This is a genomic window from Corynebacterium glyciniphilum AJ 3170 (genome assembly GCF_007673095.1).
GTDB lineage: Bacteria > Actinomycetota > Actinomycetes > Mycobacteriales > Mycobacteriaceae > Corynebacterium.
The window spans coordinates 83,227-100,251 of record NZ_VDYZ01000006.1; the positions used below are offsets into that span (position 1 = coordinate 83,227).

The 17,025-nt window shown below is 65.7% G+C and carries 20 protein-coding genes; 6 read left to right on the forward strand and 14 right to left on the reverse strand.

Features of this window, described 5'->3' with window-relative positions; all coding sequences use genetic code 11:
• The first annotated feature begins 47 nt into the window (after nucleotides 1-47).
• From FS507_RS07225 to FS507_RS07235, 3 genes are all read left to right on the forward strand, one after another.
• Nucleotides 48-1,112: a baeRF2 domain-containing protein gene (locus FS507_RS07225; RefSeq protein WP_145942123.1), complete on the forward strand. Its 1,065-nt coding sequence runs from the start codon at nucleotides 48-50 to the stop codon at nucleotides 1,110-1,112.
• Between the two features lie 118 nt (nucleotides 1,113-1,230).
• Nucleotides 1,231-2,271, forward strand: a complete 1,041-nt coding sequence (locus FS507_RS07230) for an FUSC family protein (protein ID WP_260853223.1) — start codon at nucleotides 1,231-1,233, stop codon at nucleotides 2,269-2,271.
• Between the two features lie 128 nt (nucleotides 2,272-2,399).
• The gene (locus FS507_RS07235) at nucleotides 2,400-3,086 is read left to right on the forward strand and encodes a YdcF family protein (RefSeq protein WP_145942125.1); all 687 of its coding nucleotides are present in this window, start codon (nucleotides 2,400-2,402) and stop codon (nucleotides 3,084-3,086) included.
• Between the two features lie 9 nt (nucleotides 3,087-3,095).
• On the opposite strand, the gene FS507_RS07240 is transcribed toward FS507_RS07235, so the two are convergent.
• The 3 genes from FS507_RS07240 to FS507_RS07250 form a co-directional block, all read right to left on the reverse strand.
• Entirely contained in the window at nucleotides 3,096-3,467 is a 372-nt protein-coding gene (locus tag FS507_RS07240) for a hypothetical protein (RefSeq protein WP_145942126.1), read from the reverse strand.
• Nucleotides 3,451-4,944 carry an MDR family MFS transporter gene (locus FS507_RS07245; RefSeq protein WP_186314595.1) on the reverse strand — a complete coding sequence of 498 codons (1,494 nt, stop codon included), beginning with the start codon at nucleotides 4,942-4,944 and terminating at the stop codon, nucleotides 3,451-3,453. Before FS507_RS07245 ends, FS507_RS07240 begins: the two co-directional genes overlap by 17 nt.
• A gap of 271 nt (nucleotides 4,945-5,215) precedes the next feature.
• A complete protein-coding gene (locus FS507_RS07250) occupies nucleotides 5,216-6,082 on the reverse strand; it encodes a PspA/IM30 family protein (RefSeq protein ID WP_145942127.1) in 867 nt (288 codons plus the stop codon).
• 102 nt (nucleotides 6,083-6,184) lie between these two features.
• On the opposite strand from FS507_RS07250, the gene FS507_RS07255 reads away from it, so the two are divergent.
• Entirely contained in the window at nucleotides 6,185-7,258 is a 1,074-nt protein-coding gene (locus FS507_RS07255) for an NAD(P)-dependent alcohol dehydrogenase (protein ID WP_145942128.1), read from the forward strand.
• Nucleotides 7,259-7,293: 35 nt separating this feature from the next.
• Here the strand turns inward: FS507_RS07255 and trxA are convergent, their stop codons facing one another.
• Nucleotides 7,294-7,656 (reverse strand): thioredoxin, encoded by a 363-nt coding sequence (gene trxA, locus FS507_RS07260; RefSeq protein WP_038550651.1) that lies wholly within the window; start codon nucleotides 7,654-7,656, stop codon nucleotides 7,294-7,296.
• A gap of 192 nt (nucleotides 7,657-7,848) precedes the next feature.
• On the opposite strand from trxA, the gene FS507_RS07265 reads away from it, so the two are divergent.
• Nucleotides 7,849-8,358, forward strand: coding sequence for a hotdog fold domain-containing protein (locus FS507_RS07265; protein WP_145942129.1), 510 nt, complete (start codon nucleotides 7,849-7,851; stop codon nucleotides 8,356-8,358).
• Here FS507_RS07265 and FS507_RS07270 read toward each other — a convergent pair whose 3' ends face one another.
• From FS507_RS07270 to FS507_RS07280, 3 genes are read right to left on the reverse strand one after another with little or no spacing between them, the layout of a single operon-like run.
• The gene (locus FS507_RS07270; RefSeq protein WP_145942130.1) at nucleotides 8,359-8,733 is read right to left on the reverse strand and encodes a fluoride efflux transporter FluC; all 375 of its coding nucleotides are present in this window, start codon (nucleotides 8,731-8,733) and stop codon (nucleotides 8,359-8,361) included. It lies immediately after the preceding gene.
• The gene (locus FS507_RS07275) at nucleotides 8,730-9,179 is read right to left on the reverse strand and encodes a fluoride efflux transporter FluC (protein WP_145942131.1); all 450 of its coding nucleotides are present in this window, start codon (nucleotides 9,177-9,179) and stop codon (nucleotides 8,730-8,732) included. Before FS507_RS07275 ends, FS507_RS07270 begins: the two co-directional genes overlap by 4 nt.
• 40 nt (nucleotides 9,180-9,219) lie before the next feature.
• Nucleotides 9,220-9,765: a YceI family protein gene (locus FS507_RS07280; RefSeq protein ID WP_145942132.1), complete on the reverse strand. Its 546-nt coding sequence runs from the start codon at nucleotides 9,763-9,765 to the stop codon at nucleotides 9,220-9,222.
• Nucleotides 9,766-9,852: 87 nt separating this feature from the next.
• Between FS507_RS07280 and FS507_RS07285 the strand changes: the two genes are divergently transcribed.
• The gene (locus FS507_RS07285) at nucleotides 9,853-10,326 is read left to right on the forward strand and encodes a MarR family winged helix-turn-helix transcriptional regulator (protein WP_145942133.1); all 474 of its coding nucleotides are present in this window, start codon (nucleotides 9,853-9,855) and stop codon (nucleotides 10,324-10,326) included.
• On the opposite strand, the gene dnaB is transcribed toward FS507_RS07285, so the two are convergent.
• The 7 genes from dnaB to FS507_RS07320 all read right to left on the reverse strand — a co-directional run bounded on the left by dnaB (nucleotide 10,327) and on the right by FS507_RS07320 (nucleotide 16,933).
• Complete coding sequence (gene dnaB, locus FS507_RS07290) at nucleotides 10,327-11,844, reverse strand: replicative DNA helicase (RefSeq protein ID WP_145942134.1); 1,518 nt, start codon at nucleotides 11,842-11,844, stop codon at nucleotides 10,327-10,329.
• 633 nt (nucleotides 11,845-12,477) lie between these two features.
• Entirely contained in the window at nucleotides 12,478-12,933 is a 456-nt protein-coding gene (gene rplI / locus FS507_RS07295; protein ID WP_145942135.1) for a 50S ribosomal protein L9, read from the reverse strand.
• Between the two features lie 63 nt (nucleotides 12,934-12,996).
• Nucleotides 12,997-13,623 carry a single-stranded DNA-binding protein gene (locus FS507_RS07300; RefSeq protein WP_145942136.1) on the reverse strand — a complete coding sequence of 209 codons (627 nt, stop codon included), beginning with the start codon at nucleotides 13,621-13,623 and terminating at the stop codon, nucleotides 12,997-12,999.
• Nucleotides 13,624-13,688: 65 nt separating this feature from the next.
• Complete coding sequence (rpsF, locus tag FS507_RS07305) at nucleotides 13,689-13,988, reverse strand: 30S ribosomal protein S6 (protein ID WP_038550660.1); 300 nt, start codon at nucleotides 13,986-13,988, stop codon at nucleotides 13,689-13,691.
• 111 nt (nucleotides 13,989-14,099) lie between these two features.
• Nucleotides 14,100-14,300, reverse strand: coding sequence for a hypothetical protein (locus tag FS507_RS07310; protein ID WP_145942137.1), 201 nt, complete (start codon nucleotides 14,298-14,300; stop codon nucleotides 14,100-14,102).
• A 12-nt stretch (nucleotides 14,301-14,312) separates the two neighbouring features.
• On the reverse strand, nucleotides 14,313-16,472 hold the full coding sequence (locus FS507_RS07315; RefSeq protein ID WP_186314596.1) for a transglycosylase domain-containing protein: 2,160 nt from the start codon (nucleotides 16,470-16,472) through the stop codon (nucleotides 14,313-14,315).
• Nucleotides 16,469-16,933: a DUF5318 family protein gene (locus FS507_RS07320; RefSeq protein ID WP_145942139.1), complete on the reverse strand. Its 465-nt coding sequence runs from the start codon at nucleotides 16,931-16,933 to the stop codon at nucleotides 16,469-16,471. The genes FS507_RS07315 and FS507_RS07320 overlap by 4 nt, the downstream gene beginning before the upstream one ends.
• Between the last annotated feature and the right edge of the window lie 92 nt (nucleotides 16,934-17,025).

Genomic DNA, 17,025 nt, shown 5'->3' on the forward strand with positions numbered 1-17,025 from the left:
ATCCACACACCGTAAGCACACCCGGCTCCCCAGAAAGGAACAGTACGATGAAACTCGACACCGTCCGGGACATCAGCGAGGCTGACGGACCTTTCGTCACCGTCTACCTGGAGGGACACAGCCCCTCCGAGGACGCGGAGAACCAGATCCGGCTGAGGTGGAACGCACAGCGTGAGCAGCTCGCCGAGGCAGGCGCCGACGAGCAGCTCCTGTCGGCTGTGGACGACGCACTGTCCGTGCGCAACATCACCGAGATCCAGACCGACGGACGCGTGCTCGTCGCCCACGCCGGCGGCGTGCTCCTCAACGAACCGTGGGACGCCCGCCCGGGAACCGGGGACGGCTCCGCCTTCGGCGACATCCCCGAACTGTCCGGCTACGTGCGGGAACGCGCCGGCGCGGTCCGCGTCCTGCTGGCCGTGGTCGACCAGACCGGTGCCGTGGTCCGTCGGCTCGTCGCCACCCGGGACAAGAACCTGGACGAATCCGGCGAGGAGGTCGTCGAGAACCGCAGTGAGGAACCGGTCCGCAAGCCCCGCGAAGGTGCACTGTCCCACAACCAGATCCAACGCCGGGCAGACGAGGCGGTCAAGCAGAACGCCCGTGGCATCGCCGAACACCTGGACGCCACCGCCCGCACCTGGTCACCTGATGTCCTCGTCCTCGCCGGTGAAACCCAGGGACGCACCGCGGTGAAGGAGGAACTGTCCGCGGCGCTGGCCGAGATCGTCCAGGAGACGGACGAGGGTGGACTCGCCGACACCAGCGGCGACAACGCCGGGGAAGCGCTGGACCAGGCGGTCGGCGCCATCGCCAGCGAGATCGCCGCTGGTGCGGCACTCGCCCAGGCCGAGCGCTTCGAGGAAGCCCGGGCCCGCGGCCGGAGTGCAGAAGGCGTGCACGCCGTGATCCAGGCTGCCGGCATGGGCGCGGTCGAGACCCTGCTGCTCAACTACGACGTCCCCACCCGTGGGGAGAGTGAAGCCGTCGTCAGCAGCGCCCAGGTCGACGCCGACGTGGCGTTGACCGATACCCCGCTGTCCGGCGGTATCGCCGCCGTCCTGCGCTTCGAGGCGCCCGACGAACTCGGTTCCGCGGAGCTGAACGGATGATCCGGACCGACGAAGGGGGACGGTCCTGAACACCCGGACACGGAACGACGACCACGGGTTCCTCGGCCGCCTCTGGGATACGGTCAGGAGCCCGGAAGGGTCCACCGCGGGGCTGCAGATCGCCAAATGCGTGATCGCCGCCACGGGCGCGTGGTGGATCTCCGTGACGTTCCTCAACACCAGCTTCCCCTTCCTCGCCCCCTGGGTCGCCCTGCTGACGATCGACGCCACGGCGTACCGCACCCTTTCGCGTGGTGTGCAGTCGACCATCGCCTCTCTCCTGGGCATCGGGGTCGCTTTCTTCGTCGGCACGTTCCTGGGGGTCTCCCTGTGGACGTACGCCCTGGCCCTGCTCGTGGGAATGGTGTTGGCGAGGGTCCGGTGGATCCGCGACGAAGGCGTCACCGTCGCCACGATGTCCATCTTCATCCTCAGTGACGGTTTCTCCGAGCAACAGCAGCAGTTCGGCGACCGCATGATGGAGATCGGGGTGGGGATCGTGGTCGGAATCGTGGTGAACCTGCTGGTCCTTCCCCCGTTGCGGGACAGACAGGCGTCCCGGTACGTCGACAACGTGAACCGCAGGATGGGATCGGTCCTGGAGAACATGGGTGAGGAGTTCGCCTCCTCCTGGGACACCGACCGGGCGGACGCGTGGATCGACGAAACTGACTCGATCAGTGAGGAACTGAACTCGGCCTGGTCGGTGGTGCGGTTCGCCCGGGAGAGCCGTCGGGCCAACCCACGGTCGTACCTCTCGCGGCTGCGACGGGCGCGGGCGCGCGACCAGGAGACGCCGGATCCGGGGGAGGCCAGCTGGGAGGACATCCTGCGACGTGCCGACGAGGGCGCATCCCACCTTCGCAACCTCGCCAGGACGCTGCGCGAGGCCTCCTACGCAGAGGGCGAGTGGGACACCCGCTTCCGTGAGGAATGGGCCTCGATCTCCCGGGACGCGGGCCGTGCGGTGGCGGATCCGGACGCCGAAGTGGAGTCGCTGTCGGATCGGCTGAAGCAGCTCACCGAGGCACTCTCGGACGACGAGAACCTGCCGACGAGCCACTGGCCCGTCTACGGGACGATGATCACCGGTCTCGAGCACATCGTCGAGATCGTCGATGACGTGGCGTCGTCGCGGGAGGCCCGTGACCCCCGCTGAGGGCAGCTCGACCAAGTAGACCAGGCCCACAGTTCCCGGGGGCTTCCCGCGCCTACCGGAGTCGGTTATGCTGCTATCACTACTCCGCGCCACTGCGTCGAGAAGAGCCGAACCAACTGGAGTGACCTGTGCCGATTCGCCCGTCGTTGTCCACCCGGGAACGGCGACGTCGCCTGTCCGCCGTTGTCCTCGCCGGATCGCTGGCAACCGGCGTCGCGACTGCCCCACCAGCCACGGCAGATACGCCAGGATCTTCCTCGGGTTCCCTCGGTTCCAGTGGAAGCATCTCAGGGTCAGGCGCCGTGTCCGGTTCCGTCTCCGTCGTCGATGACCTCGTCGCCGCAGCCAAACAGCAGGTCTACAACATCACGGACTCCGAATTCGTCCGCACTCCCCTGGCGCACTCGATTCTCCGGCGCATCGAGACAGCACCCGTCGTGGTCCTCGGCGCACAACTGCAGGAGGACTGCTCCGCACCGCAGGTGCTCACCGACCGGCTGCACGCCGCTGCTGAACTCCTCGCCGAGCACCCGGAGAACCCGGTGATCGTCACCGGTGGACAGACCCGTGAGGACTGTCCTTCGGAAGCCGCCGCGATGAAGGACGCCCTGACAGACATGGGTGTCGGCAACGAGATCATCCTCGAGGAAGAGGCCGGCAACACCCTGCAGAACGTGAAGTACACCGCCGAGATGATCAGGGAGCGGGGCGGGACCGCGATCGTGGTCACGTCCGACCCGCACTACCTGCGGGCGTTGAAGAACTACCGCGACGCCGGACTCCGCGCTTTCGGCTACGTCGGCGGTCGGGGCTGACCTCCCGGGTCAGTCCACCATCTCCACGACGACCCGGTCCGCGGAGACCAGGCAACGGAACTGCTCCCCGTCCGTACGCGCGCCCTGCGTCACCTCGACCCCGTCCAGGTGTTCCGCGAACACCTGGCCGTCAATGACCCACCGTTCACCGTCCTGGTCGGTCCTGGCCCCCCACAGATCCAGTTCGGCGTCCCCGCCGTACCCGGTCTCCCACCGGACCTCGTCACCGCAGTGGGTACGGGCCTCGGACTCACGCAGTCCCCCGGCGCGCTCCAGGTACGACTGTCCGTACCACCACACCACCGCCACACCGACCGCGACCAGTGCCACGAGCAGCGTAATGACGACGGTCAGTACCCGCCGGTCAGGCGTTCTGTTCATCCCGCTGATCTTCATCGGCGGTGGCGGTCATGCTCCGCGCATCGATCCGCAGCACCAGGGTCAGCACGAACACGAGCACGGCGATGCCGGACCCCAGGTAGAAGGCGACGTGGACACCGTCCACCAGTGCACCGGTGGGCGTCCCGGCAGTGGAGTTCGCCGAACCGATACCCATGACGGCGATGAACAACGCGGTTCCGGCGGCGCCGGCGAGCTGCTGCAGCGTGTTGAGGATCGCCGAACCGTGCGAGGAGATCTCATTCGGGACCGCAGCGAGCGCATTCGACATCAACGGCGTCATCAGCAGTGACAGACCGATGTTCAGCACCACGGCGATCCCGGCGAGGTACCAGAAGGTCTTGTTCTCGTCGAGCATGAGCAGCAGACCCATGGCGACCACCAGCAGCGCGCCACCGGGAATGATCAGCGGTCGCGTCCCGTGGGCGTCGTACAGCCGTCCGACGATCGGGCCCATCGCCCCCATGATGATGCCGCCGGGGAGGGTGACCAGGCCGGTCTGCAGCTCGGAGAGGCCCAGGACGTTCTGACCGAAGATCGGCATGATGATGATGAAACCGAACAGTGAACCGAACGACAGCAGCATCAGGCCCAGCGACCAGGAGAACTCACGGATCTTCAGTGGGGTGGTGTTCATCAGGGGCGCGCGGTGTTCACCGGCCGCCTGGGCACGCATCAAGGTGCCCTGGCGCCGGAAGAAGACGACCAGCACGACGGCACCGATGACCAGGCACACGACCGCCGCCGTCGGAAATTCCTCGGCAGCCGTGGAGAGACCGGAGAGACCGTAGATCGCCGCGGCGAAGCCTACCGCAGACAGCAGCACGGACACCGGGTCGAACGGAGGGCGACTCGGCTCCTCGAAGTTGCGGATCTGCCAGACACCCATCACGAGCGCCAGCAGGGCCAGGGGGATCATGACCAGGAAGATCCAGCGCCAGCTCGCGAGCTCGAGAACCAGACCCGCGAATGTGGGCCCGAGGGCCGGGCCCACCGCGATCACGATCGTGACCAGGCCGAAGACGGACCCACGCCGCTCCACCGGGATGAGGATCATGATCGTGGTCATCAGCAACGGCATGATCAGCGCCGTACCTGCGGCCTGCAGTACGCGACCGGCCAGCAGCGCCGCGAAGATCGGTGCCACGGCGGCCAGTACGGTTCCGGCCAGGAACAGCGACAGTGCCGCGATGTAGATCGTCCGGAGCGTCAGCCGCTGCATCAGGTAACCGGTCGTGGGGATGACCACGGCCATGGTCAACATGAAGACCGTGGTCAGCCACTGGGCCACGTCCTCCCCCACCTCGAATTCGCGCATGAGGCTGGGCAGCGCATTCGACAGCGCGGTCTCGTTGAGAATCGCGACGAACGCCGCGGCAACGAGAATGCCGATCAACAGGCCGACGTTGACGCCTGAGGTGTCCGGGCGAGAGTCGGACGTGGTTCTGGTGTCTGGCATGGAGGTCCTCCCAAAGATGCAAGGCGACATTAGGGCACGGGTCAGCCGTGGAGACGTCGTCACCGGTGGGCTGCAACGGCGAATGACACGTCGCAGCGATTGGCTCGGGATGAAGGCAACCAAAAAGACCTCCGTACGGAGGCCTTGTCACAAGTATCCGGAGTGCCCGGGGCCGCCCTCGGCGGAACACCACGCTCCCGTGCTCAAGCCTTGCCATCGTAGAGGGCGCGGGGGCCCGGCGCAACTCTCCAGGACACAGAACCTACGGGGCCTACTGGCCGGACGACGCCCCCGGCTTGTCGCTCCCGGACCCGGCGTCAGACGACGGTTCGGGTGAGGCCTCGGCATCCCCCGCACCGTCGTCCGCAACGCCCTCCTGTCCGGCAGTGATCTCACCGGTGGCACCGGCGGCACCGCCACCGGCCAGCTCCGCGCGGATCTGTTCCAGCCGGGACGAGGCCGCCATGTCCCGCCCGCTGGTCTCGATCTCGGCCATCCTGCCGCGCACGCTGTTCTCGGTGAGTTCCTGGGCGCCGAGTGCTGTGGCGTAACGGGCCTCGATCTTGTCGCGGACGCTGTCGAGGGTCGGGACACTGTCATCCGCCTGGATACCCTGCATGGACTCCAGCGCCTCGTTGGAGCTCTCCTGCATCTTCGCCTGGTCCACCTGGGCGCGCAGCTGGTCGATCTGGCCCATCTGCTCCTTGAGCCGGGCCTCCGACTGCCGCTGCTGCTGTTGTGCCTGCTCTGCGGCCTGGGTCGCCTGGGCATGCATCTTCTTGGTGTCCTCGATCTCCTGCTCGACGGTGACAAGCTGCGTCGCGAAGATCTCGGCGGTGTTGGTGTACTCGGTTGCCGCGGCGGAATCCCCCTCGGAGCTCGCCTTGTCAGCCTGCTGCAGTGCCGTGCGGGCATTGTTCTGCAGCTTCTCCTGGTCCTTGACCAGACGGTTCAGCGTCATCTCCAGTTTATTGCGGTTTCCGATGATGCGGGCGGCAGACTCCGTGACCTCACGGTGCTGTTTCTTGGCGGCTTCGGTCGCCTGCTGAATCTGGACCTTCGGGTCCGCGTTCTCCTCGATGGTGGTGTCGAGGGACTGCATCAGGTACTTCCAGCCCTTGGAGAAAGGGTTCGCCATGGCGGTGCTCCTAACAATGTCTTGTCCGGTCTGTTCCCAGCATAAAGGGTTTTCTGCTCGCGCGTCCCGCCGCTGCGGGGAGGACGGTTACCATCGGAGACCATGACTACCACCGCTGCCTGTATCGAAGCCCCCTCCGCCGGCGCTGACCTGACGAAAGGTACCGTGACCCGCCGCGATCTGCGCCCCGACGACTGTCTCGTCGACATCCGCTGGTCCGGAATCTGCCACTCAGACATCCACACCGTCAACGGCGACTGGCCCCACGACAACTTCCCGATGGCGCCCGGCCACGAGATCATCGGTACCGTCCTGGACACCGGTGCAGAGGTCACCCGCTACGCCGTCGGCGACGTCGTCGGTATCGGCTGCATGGTCGACTCCTGCGGCGAGTGCGCCTCCTGCGCCGCCGGGGAGGAGAACTACTGCCTCAACGGCATGACCGGTACATACAACAGTGTCGACCGGCACGACGGGTCGATCACCCAAGGCGGATACTCGACCCACATCGTCTGCCGGGAGGACTTCCTCATCCGGATGCCGGAGGTCGCCGGCGGCCTGGACGGCGAGACGATGGCGGCGATGACACCGCTGCTGTGCGCCGGGATCACCACGTACTCGCCCCTGAAGCACTGGGGTGTCGGCCCGGGCTCCCGCGTCGCCGTGGTCGGCATGGGTGGCCTCGGCCATGTCGCAGTGAAGATCGCCACCGCACTCGGTGCCGAGGTGACGGTCTTCTCCCACGGTCTGTCGAAGGAGCAGGACGGGCTCCGGTTCGGTGCCTCGTCCTACGTGGCGACCGGCGGGGACGCCGCAGACACCTTCCACAAGGCCCACGCTGATGAATTCGACCTGATCCTCAACACCGTCTCGGCTGCGCTGCCCATCCACCGGTACGTCAGCATGCTGGCACCGGACGGGACCCTGGTGATGCTCGGCCTTCCCCCGGAAGGCATGAACATCCGGGCCAACCAGCTCACCGGTCGTCGACGCAGCGTCGCCGGATCAAATATCGGCGGTATCACCGAGACCCAGGAGATGATCGACTTCTGCGCCGGGCACGGCATCACCGCCGACATCGAGCTCGTCGCCGCCGACGGTGTCAACGACGCCTACCGGCGCGTCCTGGGCTCAGAGGTGCGCTACCGCGCCGTGATCGACGCCCACACCATCTGAGACGCCACCCCTGGGCAGTCCCCCGGTCGCCGCCCCTAGCCGTTCTGCTCGGCGACCTTCTTGCGGACGTCGTCCATGTCCAGGCCCTCGACCTCGGTGATGAGGTCGGTGAGGGCCTTCGGCGGCAGTGCGCCGGCCTCACGGTAGACGAGGATGCCGTCACGGAACGCCATCAGGGTGGGGATGGACTGGATCTGCAGTGCGGCAGCGATGTCCTGGTTGGCTTCGGTGTCGATCTTGCCGAACGTGTAGTCCGGGTACTTCTCGGACACGTTCTCGTAGACCGGGCTGAACCGCTTACAGGGCCCGCACCATTCCGCCCAGAAATCGAGCAGCACAATGCCGTCGCCCTGGATGGTGTCCTGGAAGTTCTCGCTGGTGATCGTCGTGGTGGCCATGGCCGCACCTTCCTGACTGTTGGTTCGCTTGCTGGTTTGCTCTCGTTCCGCACCCCGTACAACGTCGTCGGGGACGGCAGGTATTCCACCGTTGCTGTTACCGCTACCCACGGTACCGGTGTTCGCCGACATGCGTCGCCGCTACCGTCGTTCGCCTGTGGCGGCGGACCTGCTGGGATAATGTCTGGATACATGACTACTCATGCTTCCGGACACGGCTCCGCCACCGGCACCTACACATTGTGGAAGAAGCTCAACGGCAGCGCACCGGGCCGCGGGCTGTTCTCCCTGGGATTCAGTCTGAAGGCCCCCTATTTCCGGACGGTCTTCCCCCGCATCCGAGTCGCGGAACCGGGCCGCGCGGTCGTACGTATCGGCGACTGGTGGGGCGTGCGCAACCACATCGGCACGTTCCACGTCATCGCCGCACTCAACGGGGCTGAGGCAGCCATGGGCATGCTCTGCGAGTCCACGGTCCCCACCTCCCACCGCTGGCTGCCCCGCGGGATGCGCGCAGACTACCCCACGAAGTCGACCGGTGGACTGACCGTGACCGCCACCGCAGACTTCCCCGACTTCTCCACCATCACCCGCGAGACCGGCGGGCAACTGGTGACGCTCGCCATCGCACTGATCGACGACGCAGGCAATGAACCGGTCCACGCGGAGATTGACGTGTGGATCTCGGCGAAGAAGAGCTGATCACCAGTTGACCAGCCAGTGGCCGAGGGCGAAGGCGGCCACCGCCAGCAGCGCCATCCCGACCACGGAGATGAGCGCTGGTAGCGCCCGGTCGCGGCGGAACAGCAGGACCGCATCCGCCGAAGCGCTGGAGAACGTGGTGAAGCCGCCGCAGAGGCCGGTGCCGACGAGGGCGATCAACCACCAGCTGTCCATCAGCCCGTAGAGCACGCCGAGGACCAGCGAACCGACGGTGTTGATCACCAGCAGGCTGACGAGCAGGTCACTCCGGGTGCGCTGTGTGATCGCCGAGTCGACGCGCCAGCGGAGCCATGCACCGGCGCCACCCCCGAGGGCGACCAGAAGTGCCGCCACCAACGAGATGTCGCCGGTCATGCGTCCTCCCCCTCGACGCCCCGGCCACCGGGAACGAGTCGCTCGCCGCACCAGATGCCGGCACGTGCGAGGAGCAGCCCCAGTACGACCGTCCCCACGACGTAGACGACAGGGCCGAGCACGCCGCCGGCATCCTGCACGGTGGCAGCGGCGATCGCGGAGTACGACGTGAACCCCCCGAGCAGCCCGGTGCCGAGGGAGACGCGGATCCTGTTCCTACGGCCGGGTGAACCGTCCCGTCCGGTGTCCCGTACGAACGGCAGCGCTCCGACGAGAATCCCCATGGCGAAGGCCCCGACCTGGTTGACCACCAGGAGGGGCCAGAGCGACCCCGCGACGCCGGTGTCCACGGTGAAGACCCACCGCAGGAACGCGCCGAGGGCTCCCCCGGCGAAGACGAGGGCACCGAAAAGGCGTTGCTCCCCTGTGGACACAACTGAAGTCATGTCCGTGATGCTAGAACACCTGACCGGAATAGTCAGGTGGTCAGGCGTTCTTCGTCGCCGAAATATCGAAGTTGAGCTTGATCTTCTCCGACACCAGCACGCCGTCGCTCTTCAGCGGAGCGTTCCACGTCAGCCCGAAGTCCGTGCGGTTGATCTCCGTGGAGCCCTCGAAACCGATGCGGCTGTTGCCCCAGGGGTCGGTGACCTCCCCGTCGAACTCGAACTCGATGGTGACCGACCTGGTGACGTCCTTGATGGTCAGGTCGCCGGTGACGACCAGGGTGTCATCGCCGTCGGCACGGACCTCGGTCGAGGCGAAGGTGATCATGGGGTACGTCTCGACGTCGAAGAAGTCGGCCGACTTCACGTGGCCGTCACGGTCGGCGTTCCTGGTGTCGATGGATCCTGCCTGGATCTCCACGGTGATCGACGCATTCTCCAGGCCGTTGCCGGTGGAGGCTGATCCGGTGAAGTCAGTGAAGGATCCACGGACCCTGGTGACCATGGCGTGGCGCGCGGTGAAGCCGATCTCGGAGTGTGCCGGGTCGATGGTGTAGGTGCCGCTGTAGTCGTTGATGCTGCTCATGATGATGTTCTCCTTGGTGTGGTGCGATACGGGAGCCAGAGTAGACGCGGGTAGTTGATGTGTCAACTACCTCATTACTGTGGTTGAATGGGAAACATGACGAACGGCAAGACGACCCCCTGGCTCACCGAGTCCGAACAGTGCCTCTGGCGATCCTGGCTGTCCGTGGCCCGGCGCATGGACTCCGCCCTGGCACGGGACCTCCAGCGCGACACCGGCCTGTCCATGCCCGACTACGAGGTCCTCGTGAACCTCTCCGAGGCTGACGGGCACAGGATGCGTATGGCGGTGCTCGCCGACCGGCTCACCTGGGACCGTTCCCGCCTGTCTCACCAGATCACCCGCATGATGAACCGGGGACTCCTCGGCAAGGAGACCTGCAACTCCGACGGCCGTGGAGCTTTCGTCGTGCTCACCGACCACGGTCTCGAGACCATCCGGGATGCGGCACCCTCCCACGTGACCTCGGTGCGCCGCATGATGTTCGACGTGCTCAGCGACGAGCAGGCTGCCGACCTCCGCGGGATCCTCGCCACCCTGGCCGAACAGTTCGAGGAGTAGTCACACTCCCCTGCTGAGGTCCGAGAACTTCGAGTAGTGCAGCTGGTGGGCGACCTGGACCGTGCCGATGGGTCCGCCACGGTGCTTGGCCAGGATCAGGTCGGCCTCCCCGGCACGCTCATGGTCCCGGTTCTGGGCGTCCGGGCGGTTGATGAGCAGGACGATGTCGGCGTCCTGCTCCAGGGAACCGGACTCACGCAGGTCCGACACACGCGGGAGGGCGTCGTCACCACGAGACTCCACACCACGGTTCAGCTGCGAGATCGCCACCAGGGGCACGTCAACCTCCTTGGCGAGGAGCTTCAGCTGACGGGAGAACTCGGAGACCTCCTGCTGACGCGACTCCACCTTCTTGCCCGAGCTCATCAGCTGCAGGTAGTCGACGACGATCAGACCGAGATCGTGCTTCTGCTTGAGCCGTCGGGCCTTGGCGCGGATCTCCGTCATCGTCAGGTTGGGCGAATCATCGATGTAGATGGGCGCATTCTCGATGGCCGTGACCCGCTGGGTCAGTTTGTCCCACTGCGAATCGACCATCTTGCCGCCACGCATCACCGACAGCGGCACCTCCGCTTCCGCGGAGAAGACACGCATCATCACCTCCGACTTACTCATCTCCAGGGAGAACAGCACCGAGGCGCGGTTCTGCTGGACCGACACCGAACGCATGAAGTCCATGGCCAGCGTGGACTTGCCCACGCCGGGACGGGCGGCGACGATGATCATCTGACCGCCGCGCAGACCGTTGGTCATCTCGTCGAGTTCGCTGAACCCGGTCAGAACGCCCTCACCCTGCCCGTCACCGTTCTCGAGGGCGTCCAGCTCGTCCATGGTGGACTCCAGCAGGTCCTGGAGGACCATGTAGTCCTCCGACGCAGACTCGTTGGTGATGTTGAACATCTCCTGCTGCGCCCGGTCGACGACGCTCTCAAGTTCGTTCCCCTCCAGGCCGGAGTAGCCGTACTGCACGATCCTGGTCCCTGCGGACACCAGACGACGCAGGACGGCCTTCTCGGCGACGAGATCGGCGTAGTAGCCGGCGTTGGCCGCGGTCGGGACCTTGGAGGACAACTCGTGCAGGTACGGGGCCCCACCCACGCTGTCGAGGATGGCGTTGTTGTCCAACCGCCCCGCGAGGATCACCGGGTCCACCTCCATACCCTCGCCGTAGAGCTCGAGCATGGTCTCGTAGATCGTCCGGTGCGCCGGGCGGTAGAAGTCGTCCGGACGGAGGCGTTCCACGACGTCTGCGATGGCGTCCTTGCTCAGCATCATGCCACCGAGCACGCCCATCTCAGCCTCGGTGTTCTGCGGCATCTGCCGCGGTTCAGCGAATGCACCTCCGGCAGCGGTGGCGTTGTCCCGCCGCTTGTAGCCTCCCCGTCCGCCGGCACCACCCTGAGGGTTCTGCTGAGCCGGCACGAAAGCGCCGCTGTCCCACTGGTCAGGCTCCGGCGGCAGGGGCGCGTCCCCCATGTCGTCGGCGAAGCTGTCGCGTGCCCGTTCCGGTGTGCTCATGTCCATGATTCTAGCCCCCTCCTCGGACTTCATCGGCCTCCGGACAACCTTACTCGAGGCGCTCGCACCCGGGAGTTATCCACAGGCCGTGTGGGTGAACTGTGGAGGAAATGTGCGCCAATCGGCATCTGCGCAGTTCCACTTGTGGATAACGTGTGGACAGAGAATGCCCTGACCTGCCGTTATCGACGAATTCCCAGGTCAGAGGGGTAAAGATGAAGAATATAAACGGCAATCCGCCGTGGACAACTTGTGTCCGCGCAGGCCAGATGACGGCCGTGCAGCGTTATCCGAGGTCACGCCATAACTAAATATGCGCATAATTCTCGCATATCAGAGAAAGTTATCCCGAGTTGTCCACAACTGTCCACAGGGCGTTGAGCCACTGTGCACAACGGTGTGCAGGAACCCACGTCCCCCGGAAATGCCACAGGCCCGCCGACCGGTCGGAACGACCGGGGCGGGCCTGTCTGGCGATGCTGTTGTCTTACAGATGGTGGCGTTCTTCGCCGCCGACGCGTGGATACCCGGCCTGCGGACACACCGGTTGTCTAGGCCGGACCCCGGGTGTCTAGGCCGGGGGTGTCCGAAGAACCGTCGCGGGTTCCTGCGACGGGGGAGGCGAGGAGAGAACTACTTCTCTGCGACGACCTTGAAGTTCAGCGACGCGACAACCTGCGGGTGCAGCTTCACGTCGACATTGTAGGAACCGGTCGCCTTGACGTCACCCTGGTTGAGGACGATGGTGCGCTTGTCGAGCTCGCGACCGCCGGCAGCCTTCACGGCGGCGGCGACGTCCTCGGCAGTGACGGAGCCGAACAGCTTGCCCTGCTCCGAGGTGCGCACGGAGACCGTGACGTTGTTCAGGCGGTCGATCTCGCCCTTGACCTCGCGGGCGTGGTCGAGGTCGCGAATGACCTTGTCCTGCTGGGCACGGCGGATGTTCTCCACCTGACGCTCAGCGCCACGGGTGGCGGTGATGGCGTAGCCGCGCGGCAGCAGGAAGTTGCGTCCGTAGCCGGCCTTGACCTCGACGATGTCACCGGGGACACCGAGGTTGTCGACGGCGGCGGTGAGGATCAGCTTCATGATCCGTAGCCTTTCATGGTTTCGGTAGATCCCGAGGGATCCGGGGGTTACTCACACGGCAGATCAGAACGGCGGTTCGTCGCCGCCGTCGAAACCGGACTGCGGAGCTGAGTTCCACGGGTCATCGTCCGGCGCGGCGTTACGCCCGCCGAACCCACCCTGGTTACCGGCGTTACCGCCGTAACCCTGGTTGGGCTGACCACCCTGGTTTCCCTGCTGACCACCGAAACCACCCTGGCCACGGTTACCACCGAAGCCTCCCTGGTTACCGGCCTGGCCGCCGCCCTGCGGGGCCTGCTGACCACCGAAGTTCCCACCCTGGCGGGGGGTCTTGGTGATCTGGGTCGTGGCGTACTTCAGGGACGGGCCGACCTCATCGGCCTCGACCTCGAACACGGTGCGCTTCTCGCCCTCACGGGTCTCGAAGGAGCGCTGCCGCAGTCGACCCGTGACAATCACCCGGTCACCCTTGGTGAGCGAGTTCGCCACGTTCTCGGCCGCCTGCCGCCACACATTGCATTGGAGGAACAGTGCTTCGCCGTCCACCCACTGATTCGACTGGGAATCAAACCGGCGCGGCGTGGACGCCACACGGAAGTTCGCGACGGCGGAACCGCTGGGGGTGTACCTCAGCTCGGGGTCCGCGACGAGATTTCCGACGACGGTGATCGGGGTGTCTCCCTGTGCCATGTCAGTTTCTCCTGTCAGTCGGTGTCAGTGTCGGTTCGACGTTGATGCAGATGCCGCGAGGACGCTTACTTGGCGTCCTTGCGCAGCACCTTCGTGCGCATGATGATGTCGTTCAGGTTCAGAACGCGGTCGAGCTCCTGGACGGTGGCCGACTCACAGTTCAGATCGACGACGGCGTAGATGCCCTCGTCCTGCTTGTTGATCGGGTACTCCAGGCGACGCTTGCCCCAGATGTCAACCTTGTCGACCGTACCGTTGTCCTTGCGGACCGTCTCCAGGAACTTGTCCAGGGACGGGGAAACGGTGCGCTCATCCTGTGACGGGTCGATGATAATCATCATCTCGTATTGACGCACGGACCTCATCACCTCCTGTGGTCTAGTGTTTTTTCGGCCGTATCCGGGAGTGGTTACGGCAGGAGGGTTCGTTGCGTCAGCAACCTGATCAGGATACACGCCGGACGCGGTGTACCCAAGTTATCCGGACGCAGGCCCCGCCGTCGCCCAGAACACGGCGACGACGACGGGGACCACGGTGATGAAGACGATCGCCGCACCGAACAGACCCCAGATCACCGCAGGGCGACGCTTCGCCATGAAACTGGCGAAGGATCCGCCGAACAGCAGGAACCCGATGAAGACGCTGCCCATCGTGATCAGCAGCTCTGTACTGGACATGTCCGCCGCAGATCAGAGGTTGTTGAGGAAGTCGTCGATCATCCGTCCGATGTCGGGGTTCTGCCCTGTGCCGTTACCGGTGTCAGCCCCGGTGTCGGGGACATCGTTCGACGCGCCGCTGTCACTGTCCTCGCCTCCTCCGGCAGCGCCGCCACCGGCGCCACCGCCGGCACCGCCACCCTGCATCTCCGCGGAGCCGCTGCTGGAGGCGTTTCCTGCCTGCGGGTCCTGGACGACGGGAACCGAACTGGCGAACTGCTCGACCTCGTCGTTGACGAGTGCCTCGTTCATGAAGCCCTGCCAGATGTCCGACGGCGACTGTGAACCGTACATCGAACCGCCGTACCGACCGTCCATCAGCGGCTGACCGTCGGTGTCTCCGATCCACACGGCGGTCGCCAGCTGCGGGGTGGAACCGATCATCCAGGCGTCCTTGTTCTGCCCGGTGTCGCCCAACTGGGCGGTACCGGTCTTCGCAGCACTCGGGCGTCCGCCGGCCAACGAGTGGCCGTTGGAGTAGGCGGCGATCGGCCCCATGGCCGCGATCACCTCGTCGGCGACCTCCGGCTGGACGACCTGGGTGGATTCCATCCCCGTGTTGTCCATCAGCATCTCGCCCTCGGAGGTCTCGACCTTCCAGACGAAGTGGGCGGGGATGTAACGGCCCTGGTTGGTCAGCGTCGCCAGCGCGGAAGCCATGTCGATCGGCCGGGACTGGTACTGGCCGAGGGTGATGCCCTCGTACGGGGTGCCGCCGTTCTCACGCAGGGTCTCGCCGATGCCCGGGAGTTCCTCGGCGACGCCGAGGCGGTGTGCCATGTCGGCGACGTCCTGGGGACCACCGTTGAGGTCACGGGCGACGCGGATGAAGGAGGTGTTCAGCGAGCGCTTGAGCGCCTCGGCCATCGAACAGGTGCCACAGGACTCACCCTCGACGTTGTTCACCTCGGTCGCACCGGTGGTGACGGGGGAGGAGTCGTAGGGGGTCGAGGTCGGGATGCCCTGCTCGACCGCCGCGGCCATCGTGAAGATCTTGAAGGTGGAGCCGGTCTGGAGACCGGCATTGGCCCAGTCCAGCCCGGTGGGATCGTCGCCACCGTAGTAGGCGCGGACGCCACCGGTCTTGGGGTCGATCGCCACGCCGGCAGACCGGACCGTGTCCGCCTGGGCGTCCATCGCATTGTGGACATTCTCCACCATGGCCCGCTGGTGGTTGGCGTCGATGGTCGTGGTGATCTTCAGACCACCGGTGTTCACGGCTTCCTCGGTGATGCCGTTGGCGTTCAACTCGGCGAGGACCTGGCTCTTGATCAGGCCGTTGGTCCCCTCGGCCACAGATCCTGAATCCACCTGTGCCGGATCAATGACCTCCGGGTAGACCATCTCGTCACGTTCCTGCTGGCTGATCGTGCCCATGCCGACCAGGCCGTCGGAGACGTAGTTCCACCGCTGCTCGGCCTCGGGACGGTTGGTCCACGGGTCGAGCTGGCTGGGCCGCTGGATCGAGGCGGCGAGCACCGCACCCTCGGCAGGAGTCAGCTCCTGGAGCGGCTTGTTGAAGTACGCGCGGGAGGCTGCGGAGATTCCGTAGGCGTTGCGTCCGAAGTAGATCGTGTTCAGGTAGGCCTCGAGAATCTCGTCTTTCGACCACTCACGGGACATCTTCGACGAGATCACCAGCTCCTTGCCCTTACGGACCAGGCTGCGTTCGTCACCGACGACGGCGTTCTTCACGTACTGCTGGGTGATGGTCGATCCGCCGCCGGCGTCCTCACCGGTGAGCTGCCCCAGGGCCGCACGTCCGAAACCGGTGATCGAGAACCCGGGGTTGTCGTAGAAGTCCCGGTCCTCCGCCGCGATGACGGCGTTGCGCACATGCTCGGGGATCTCCTCGATGTCGACGTTCTGCCGGTTGCCCTCGGGCGGGACGATACGGGCCAGCTCGGTGGTGCCGTCGTTGGCGAAGATCTGGGAGATCTGGTTGTTGACCAGTTCCTCCGGCTGCGGAACCTTGGTCACCGAGTAGGCGGCGAAGAACGTCACCAGCGGCACCACGATCAGCACGGCCAGAACTGCCGCCACTGAGGCGAAGAGCCGACGCCACACCGGCTTGCGCGTGCGCGTGCGCTGCCGTTTCGTGGAGTCGTTGGGGGTGGTCGAGTCGTTAGTCACGTGGCTGTTCTCTCCGTACTGGATCTACCGGCACCGTACATGTCTTCCCTGATGAGATGGTTCCATCCACAGCGGAGGCAGACCTCCACCGTGTGGACAGCCACCCCGCTCCCGGATTCTCCGACAGGGGCTGCGCCGGGACGTTCCGTAGCAGACCGTCCGACGCCGTCAGGAAACAGGGTAGCGAGGATAGCGCCAATCTCCGAAAGACTACGCGCCGTTCCCGATTTTTCCCCCATTGCCGCACCGTGGATCCACAGGCTTTCCCGGAGATCCGAAGCGCCACAGACAGGGCAGGGGCGGTCGACACGGTAACCCAGCACCTCTGCCGAGGACATCAGGCCGCGGTCGGCGTCACAGACGTCGGAACGTCGCCGGTCGCCCTGCCGTAGCGCACGCAGGGTCCGCTGACGGTCCAGGTCATGGGAGACGGTGTGGACGGGCTGCACTGGGGTCGACATGATGCGGGCCATTCTATCCGGATTCCCGCCCCGGGTGAATCGGTCAAGACCGGACGTTGACCGGTTAAGTTGCTTTCCACCCCACGTCAGGA